General features: G+C 68.4%; 5 protein-coding genes. All 5 read right to left on the bottom strand.

Features of this window, described 5'->3' with window-relative positions:
- Nucleotides 1-90 precede the first annotated feature (90 nt).
- Complete coding sequence (locus tag ACWELQ_RS32950) at nucleotides 91-1,647, bottom strand: APC family permease (RefSeq protein ID WP_452400941.1); 1,557 nt, start codon at nucleotides 1,645-1,647, stop codon at nucleotides 91-93.
- Nucleotides 1,648-1,686: 39 nt separating this feature from the next.
- Nucleotides 1,687-3,186 carry an aldehyde dehydrogenase family protein gene (locus ACWELQ_RS32945; RefSeq protein WP_452400940.1) on the bottom strand — a complete coding sequence of 500 codons (1,500 nt, stop codon included), beginning with the start codon at nucleotides 3,184-3,186 and terminating at the stop codon, nucleotides 1,687-1,689.
- Entirely contained in the window at nucleotides 3,180-4,316 is a 1,137-nt protein-coding gene (locus tag ACWELQ_RS32940) for an aromatic ring-hydroxylating oxygenase subunit alpha (protein WP_452400942.1), read from the bottom strand. Before ACWELQ_RS32940 ends, ACWELQ_RS32945 begins: the two co-directional genes overlap by 7 nt.
- On the bottom strand, nucleotides 4,307-5,446 hold the full coding sequence (solA, locus tag ACWELQ_RS32935) for an N-methyl-L-tryptophan oxidase (protein WP_452400939.1): 1,140 nt from the start codon (nucleotides 5,444-5,446) through the stop codon (nucleotides 4,307-4,309). Before solA ends, ACWELQ_RS32940 begins: the two co-directional genes overlap by 10 nt.
- A gap of 4 nt (nucleotides 5,447-5,450) precedes the next feature.
- Nucleotides 5,451-7,050 (bottom strand): glycine cleavage T C-terminal barrel domain-containing protein (locus tag ACWELQ_RS32930; RefSeq protein ID WP_452400938.1); only part of this gene is annotated, 1,600 nt, incomplete at its 5' end.

The following is a 7,050-nucleotide window of genomic DNA, read 5'->3' as shown; positions in this document are numbered from 1 at the left end:
AGACGGTGACGTCCGGGTCCTCGCTGAGCCGGGCGGCCACCACGCACCCGGCCGAGCCGCCGCCGACGATCACGTAGTCGAAGGTGTCGCTCATGACGCGGGCACCTCCGGCACCGGCTCGACCGCCGCGTGGGAGGCGAGGATCCCGATGACGCGAGTTCCCTTGAGCAGGTACCACAGCAGGCCCGCCAGGAAGATGCCGCCGATGTAGAGGAACGCGCCCCAGGTGTTGTACCAGGGCCCGCCGTAGACGGCGGTGCGCGGCCAGGCCAGGTTGATCGCCATGCCGAGCCCCCACACCACCGCGACGACGTTCACCGGCAGTCCCCAGCGGCCCATCGAGAAGTAGCCTTCGGCGGCCAGTTCCTCGGGCCGCCAGCCGCCCTTGATCCGCTGCCACAGCATGGGCGCGGTGACCAGCAGGTACGCCAGGTAGATCATGATGACCGCGATCGAGGTGATCACCGTGAACACCTGCGGCTGACCGATATTGATGACCAGGATGAGCGCCGACAGCACGCCGATCACGACGGCCGGGATCACCGGCGTCTTGTGCTTGGCGCTGACCCGCGCCAGCTTCTCCCCGAACGGCAGCGCGTTGTCGCGGGCCATGGCGAAGGTGAGCCGGATGGCGGCGGTGTGCACGGCCAGCGCGCACACGGTCACCGCGATCACGATGCAGACCAGGAGCACCTTGCCCAGCCAGCCCCACATCACCTGCTGGACAATGTATTGCAGCCCGCCGTCGGCGGCCCCGAGCTTCGGGTCCTCGAGGTTCGGCGCGGACATGACCGCGAACACCAGGATCGCGCCGCCGATCACGAAGGACGCCAGCAAGGCTCGCAGGATCGCTTTGGGGGCGGTGCGCCGGGGCTCCACGGTCTCCTCGCCGAGCGAGGAGGCGGTGTCGAACCCGTACATGACGTAGCCCGACGCCAGCGACGCCACCAGGAACGCGCTCAGATACCCGCCGCTCTGCCCGGCCCCGTACCCGTGGCTGGAGAAGAACACGGCCGGACCGCGGGTGACGTGGACGCCGAGGATGATCGCGATGAGCACGGCGGCGATGAGTTCGATGAACACGCCGGTGCTGTTGATCATGGCCATGAGCCGCACGCCGAAGGCGTTCACGACGGTGGTGAAGATGATGAGCACGGTGCCGAGAATCACCGCGTTGGTTGCGAAGTCGCGGCTGACGCTACCGTCGCCGACCAGCTGGAACCCGCTCCACAACTGCGGCAGATTCAGCTGATACGCCAGCACCACCGCCGCGAGCGTGACGATGGACGCGGTGAGCATCAGCCACCCCGCCGACCAGCCGACCGCGCGACTGCCGAGCTTCTTGGCCCAGTTGTAGACCGAGCCCGCCACCGGGTATTTGGCGGACAGTTCCATGAAGCACAGGGCGACGGCGAGCTGCCCGACGAACACCAGCGGCCACGACCACAGATAGCCGGGACCGGCCGCGCCGAAGCCGAAATAGAACATCTGGAAGGTGCCGGTGAGGATGGAGATATAGCTGACGCCGGCGGCGAAACTCGAGAATTTCCCGATACTCCGGCTCAGGGATTCCCGATAGCCGAATTCCGCCATCCCGTGGTCCGGGGTGGGAGCGCTGGTTTCTGAAGGGGGACGGGTGGTGGTCATGACGGACCAACTTTCGAAATTAAACGCGCAGAACCATATTCAGTTGTCGGTGAACCAGCCGCCCACCGCGGGCGCGGTGTTGTGCCAGATGTGTTTGGTCTCCTGGTATTCCGCCAGGCCGCTGGGACCGAGCTCGCGCCCGATTCCGGAGCGGCCGAAGCCGCCCCATTCGGCTGCCGGGGTGTAGTAGCCGAAGTCGTTGAGCCACACCGTGCCGTGACGCAGGGCGCGGGTGAAGCGTTCGCCGCGGGCCGGGTCGGCGGTGCGGACACCCGCGGCCAGGCCGTAGGCGGTGTCGTTGCCGAGGGCGAGCGCCTGCTCGTCGGTGGTGAAGCGTTCGACGGTGAGGATCGGGCCGAAGGTCTCCTCCTGCACGATGCGCATTTCGCGGTCGCAGTGGTCGAAAATCGTGGGCGGGTAGAAGCTTCCGGCGCGCAGCGCGGGATCCTCGGGTCGCCTGCCACCGGTGACCAGCCGTGCACCACCCGAGATTCCTAGTGCCACATAGGCTTCCACCTTCGTGCGGTGTGCCTCGGAGACCAGCGGCCCGGTCTCGCTGGCGGGATCAAGGCCGGGCCCGATCCGGATGCGTTCCGCGCGGGCGGCCAGCGCCGCCACGAACTCGTCGGCGATGGATTCGTGGACGATCAATCGTGTTCCGGCCGAGCACACTTGCCCCGAGTGCAGGAAGACACCGGTCAGCACGGCATCCACGGCGGCGTCGAAGTCCGCGTCCGGGAACACGATGTGCGGGTTCTTGCCGCCGAGTTCCAGCGCGACGCGGGTGATGTGTCGGGCGGCGTTCCCGGCGATGGCCGCGCCTGTCGCCGCTCCCCCGGTGAAGGAGATGAGATCCACATCGGGGGTGTCCGTGAGCGCGGAACCGACTGTGGCTCCGCTGCTCTGGATCAGATTCACCACGCCCGGCGGCACCCCGGCCCGGTCGATGAGCCGGATCAGCGCGATGGTGCTCAGCGGCGTCACCTCGCTGGGCTTGGCCACCATCGTGCACCCGGCCGCCAGCGCGGGCGCGATCTTCCACGACATTTGCAGCAGCGGATAGTTCCACGGCGCGATGAGCGCGCAGACGCCGACGGGTTCGCGCACGACACGGCTGATGACCGCCGGATCGCCGGTGTCCACGAGCCGATCCGTCGCGGTGGCGGCCAAGGCGGCGTAGTAGCGGAAGACCGCGATCACATCGTCGACGTCGATGTAGCTTTCGCGCAGCGTCTTTCCGGTGTCGAGGGTTTCGATGCGCGCCAGGTGATCACGTTCCGCGGCCAGCAGCTCCGCGATCCGCAGCAGGTACCCGATCCGCTCCGACACCGGTGTGGCGGGCCAGCCGCCGGTGTCGAAGGCCGCGCGCGCCGCCGCGACCGCCGCCACCGCGTCCGCGCGGTCGGCCTCGTCCACGGTGGCGATCACGGTGCCGTCCGCGGGATTCACGATATCGCGGGTGCCGCCGCCCAGCGCACCGGTCCATTTCCCGTCGATGTACAGGCAGGGCTGGCAACAGAGTTCGTCGTCGTTCAACATTGCGGACCCTCGATCCGGCCCCGCGCCCAGGCATGGAATTCGGCGATATGGTGCTCGGCCGGAACCAGCACCCCGCCATTGCGGTAGGCCCGCGACGACATGGCGGGCTGGGTGCGTTCGCAGGCCGCGAAATCCTGTTCGTTCACCCGATGGAACAGTTCCACGGAATGGTCGAGCACGCCGCCGGAACGCAGCACATCGGGTGCGTAGAGCCAATCGCATTCGACGACGGTGCGGTCGTGGGCCAGCGGGTACATGCGGTGGAAGATGACGTGGTCGGGTACGAGATTCACGAAGACCGTGGGCCGGATGGTGATGGCGAAGTACTTGCGGTCCTGTTCGGGGGCGAGGCCGGGCAGCGCCTCGAATCCGGCCCGGCCGTCCACGGTGAAGCCGTCGATGCGCTCGCCGAATTCCGCGCCGTGGCCGACGTAGTATTGCGCCGCATAGCCTTTCGCGAATTCCGGCAGCACCTCGACGAGTTCCGGGTGGATGGCCGCGCAGTGGTAGCACTCCATGAAGTTCTCGACGATCAGCTTCCAGTTGGCGGCGACGTCGTAGACCACCCGCTTGCCGAGCGCGAGCCGTTCCATGCCGTAGCCGTCGATGGCGGCCGGGTCGCCCAGGCGGCCGGTGACCGCGCCGATGACGTCGGTCTCGAAGGAGGGCGGCTCGTCGGCCAGGCACACCCAGGCGTAGCCGAGCCATTCGCGCAGCGCGACGGGGATCAGGCCGTAGGCGACGCGGTCGATGGGCGCGCCCGAATCATCCTGCAGTGTCGAGATATTCGGGGCCGCGACGAGTTTGCCGTCCAGGGCGTAGGACCAGGCGTGGTAGGGGCAGCGCAGCGTGCGCCGCACCTGCCCCTCGCTCTCGGTGCAGATCAGCGCGCCACGGTGGCGGCACACGTTCAGGAAGGCGCGCAGTTCGCCGTCGTGGCCGCGCACGATGAGCACGCTCTCGCGCCCGACCTCGACCCGGCGGAACCCGCCCGGCTCGGTGAGGTCGGCGGATCTGGCCGCGCAGAACCACATCCGCTCGAAGATGCGCTCCTGCTCCTTGGCGAAAACCGCGGGGTCGCAGTAGTACTCGCCGCCGAGGGTGGGAATCAGTGCCGAACTCACAGGGATACCAGCCTTTGCGGGGCGAACAGGTCGATGGGGTGCCGCGTGGTCCCGGTCATGGCCAGGTCGGCGAGGATCTCCCCGACGACCGGCACGAATTTGAAGCCGTGCCCGGAGAATCCGCAGGCCACGGTGACCGCCGTGTGCGCGGGGTGGCGGGCGACCACGAAATGCTGGTCGGCTGTATTGGAGTACATGCAGGTGGCGGTGTGCAGGGAGCGGCCGACCAGCGCGGGCAGCAGTTCGCTGACGCGCGTGCGCATTTCGGTGATCTCCTCCGGATGCACCGTGCGGTCGATGGTGTCCGGCGTGCACGGGATGCCCTTGCGGAAGAACGCGGTCTTCACACCGCCCTCGGGACCGTCGATGGCGGGGAAACCGTAGATCTGTGCGCCGTGGTCGTTTTCGGCGATGTAGATGGGGTCGCCCTCGAACCTGCGGGAGCCGACGACGGGGTCGAACCAGTACATCACCTGGCGTTCGATCTCGATCCCGATGCCGAGGTCGGCGAGCAGGCCGGGAGCCCACGCCCCCGGGCAGATCACCAGTTGTCCGGCGCTGTACACGCCGGTCCCGGTGGTGACGGTGACGCCGGATCCGGTGTCGCGCCAGGATTCGACCACCTCGCCGTAGCGCAGGGTGGCCCCGTGTGCGGCGGCCAGATCCAGGTGCGCGGCGACGGTGCGTTCTGGCCTGGCGAATCCGGCCAGTTCCTCGTAGAGGCCGACGAAGTGCGGTTCGGGCGCGAAATTCGGGAAGCGGGAACGGATTTCGCTGGCGTCGAGCAAATCGTGCGGCAGCGACCATTCCCGGCTGGCGCGAATGCTCCCCGCCACGGTCAGGCTCTCGGGCGGCCCGACGTAGAGGCCCCCGGTGAGCCGGTACACCTCGGCCGCCGAGTCGCGGGCCAGCTGTTCCCACAGTTCGTAGGCGCGCAGCAGCAGCGGCACATAGGCGGGGTCCTCGAAATAGGACTGCCGGATGATGCGCGATCCGCCGTGACTGGACCCGCGATCGTGTGCGGGGGTGAAGCGTTCCAGGCCCAGCACGCGCTGCCCGCGTTGCGCCAGGTGGTAGGCGGCGGCGCTGCCCATGCCGCCCAGGCCGATGACGATGACGTCGTAGGTTTCGGTCATGCGGTTACCTCCGAATCCGCGCGAGCTCGGGGTCGACCACCGGATCGGTGTGCACCCGTGCGGTGAATCTCTCGGTCAGATAGTCGATCTCGACCTCATCGCCCGGCGCGACGGCCGCCGGGAGCCAGGCGTAGGCGAGGGTGCGGCCGACGGTGGCGGAGTATCCGGCGCTGGTGACGTATCCGGCCACGCTGCCACCGACCGAGACGGGTTCCTTGCCCAGCACGACCGCCGCCGGATCGTCGACGACCAGCGTGCGCAGCAGGCGATCCGGCGGCGGCGCGGCGTCCAGGGCCTTCTTCCCGAGGAAGTCGGTCTTGTCCATCCGGACCGCGAATCCGAGTCCGGCGGCGTCGGGCGTGTGCTCGGTGGTCATGTCCGTGCCCCAGGACCGGTAGCCCTTCTCCAGGCGCAGGCTGTTGAACGCGAGCCGCCCGGCCGCGATGGCGCGATGCGGGCGACCGGCCTCCCACAGCAGATCCCACAGTGCCGCACCGCATTCGGCGCTGGTGTAGATCTCCCAGCCGAGTTCTCCGACATAGGAGACGCGCAGCATGGTCACCGGAACGGGGCCCAGGAACGTGCGTTTGGCCCTGAAGTACCCGAAAGCCTTGTGTGACAGGTCGTCCGGGCACAGCGGTTGCACCAGATCCCGAGCCTTCGGACCCCACACTCCGACACAGCAGGTGCCGCCGGTGATGTCGCGCAGCGTGACGCTGCCGTCGCCGGGCAGGTGGCGGGCGAACCAGTCGAAGTCGAGCGGGCCGTTCGCGCCCACCTGGAAGAGGTTCTCGTCCAGGTGTGCGACGGTCAGATCGCTGCGCACTCCCCCGTTGGCGTCCAGCAGCAGCGTGTAGGTGACCGCGCCGGGCTTCTTGCCGACGTCATTGGTGGTCAGTTCCTGCAGAAACGCGGTCGCGCCCGCACCGGAGATCTCGTAGCGGGTCAGCGGCGTCATGTCGTAGAGGGCGACATGGCTTCGCGTCCAGGCCGCTTCGGCGATCGAGATGGGTGAGTAGAAGCGAGCCGACCATTCGTCGCGCACCGGGACGGCCACCCCGTCGGCGGCCACCTCGTCCAGCAGCCCGGCATTGGCCTCGAACCAGGCCGGGCGCTCCCACAGCGCGCCTTCGAAGAAGAACGCGCCCAGCTCCCGCTGCCGGGCATGGAACGGGCTGGTCCGCACATCCCTTGGCGCGCTGCGATATTGGTGCGGATGCAGGATGTCGTACACCTCGACGAACGCCTGCACGCTGGTACTCCGGATGAATTCCGGGCTCAGCGCCGCCGCCTCGAACCGGTACAGGTCGGCCTCGTGCAGATCGATATCCGTGCTGCCGTCCACGATCCACTGCGCGACCGCCCGCGCCACCCCGGCCGAATGCGTCACCCAGACCGCCTCGGCCACCCAGAATCCGGCCAGCTCGCGATGCTCGCCGAGGATCGGGAACCCGTCGGGGGTGAAGGAGAAGATGCCGTCGAAGGCCTCGTCCACGGCGGTCTCGCGCAGCGCTGGCAGCAGTTCGAGGCTGTGCGCCCACGCCGGGTCGAACTCCGCGGCCGTGAACGGCAGCATGGACGGCATCGGCTCGCCCGCGGTGTCC

The organism is Nocardia sp. NPDC004722 (genome assembly GCF_053601505.1).
The sequence above is the reverse complement of the archived record's forward strand: the minus strand, read 5'-3'. Positions and strand labels throughout refer to the sequence as shown.

Excerpts from the sequence above, each read along its gene's own strand:
- ACWELQ_RS32945 (WP_452400940.1), bottom strand. The coding sequence starts at position 3,186 with ATGTTGAACGACGACGAACTCTGTTGCCAGCCCTGCCTGTACATCGAC.
- solA (WP_452400939.1), bottom strand. The coding sequence starts at position 5,446 with ATGACCGAAACCTACGACGTCATCGTCATCGGCCTGGGCGGCATGGGC.
- ACWELQ_RS32950 (WP_452400941.1), bottom strand. The coding sequence starts at position 1,647 with ATGACCACCACCCGTCCCCCTTCAGAAACCAGCGCTCCCACCCCGGAC.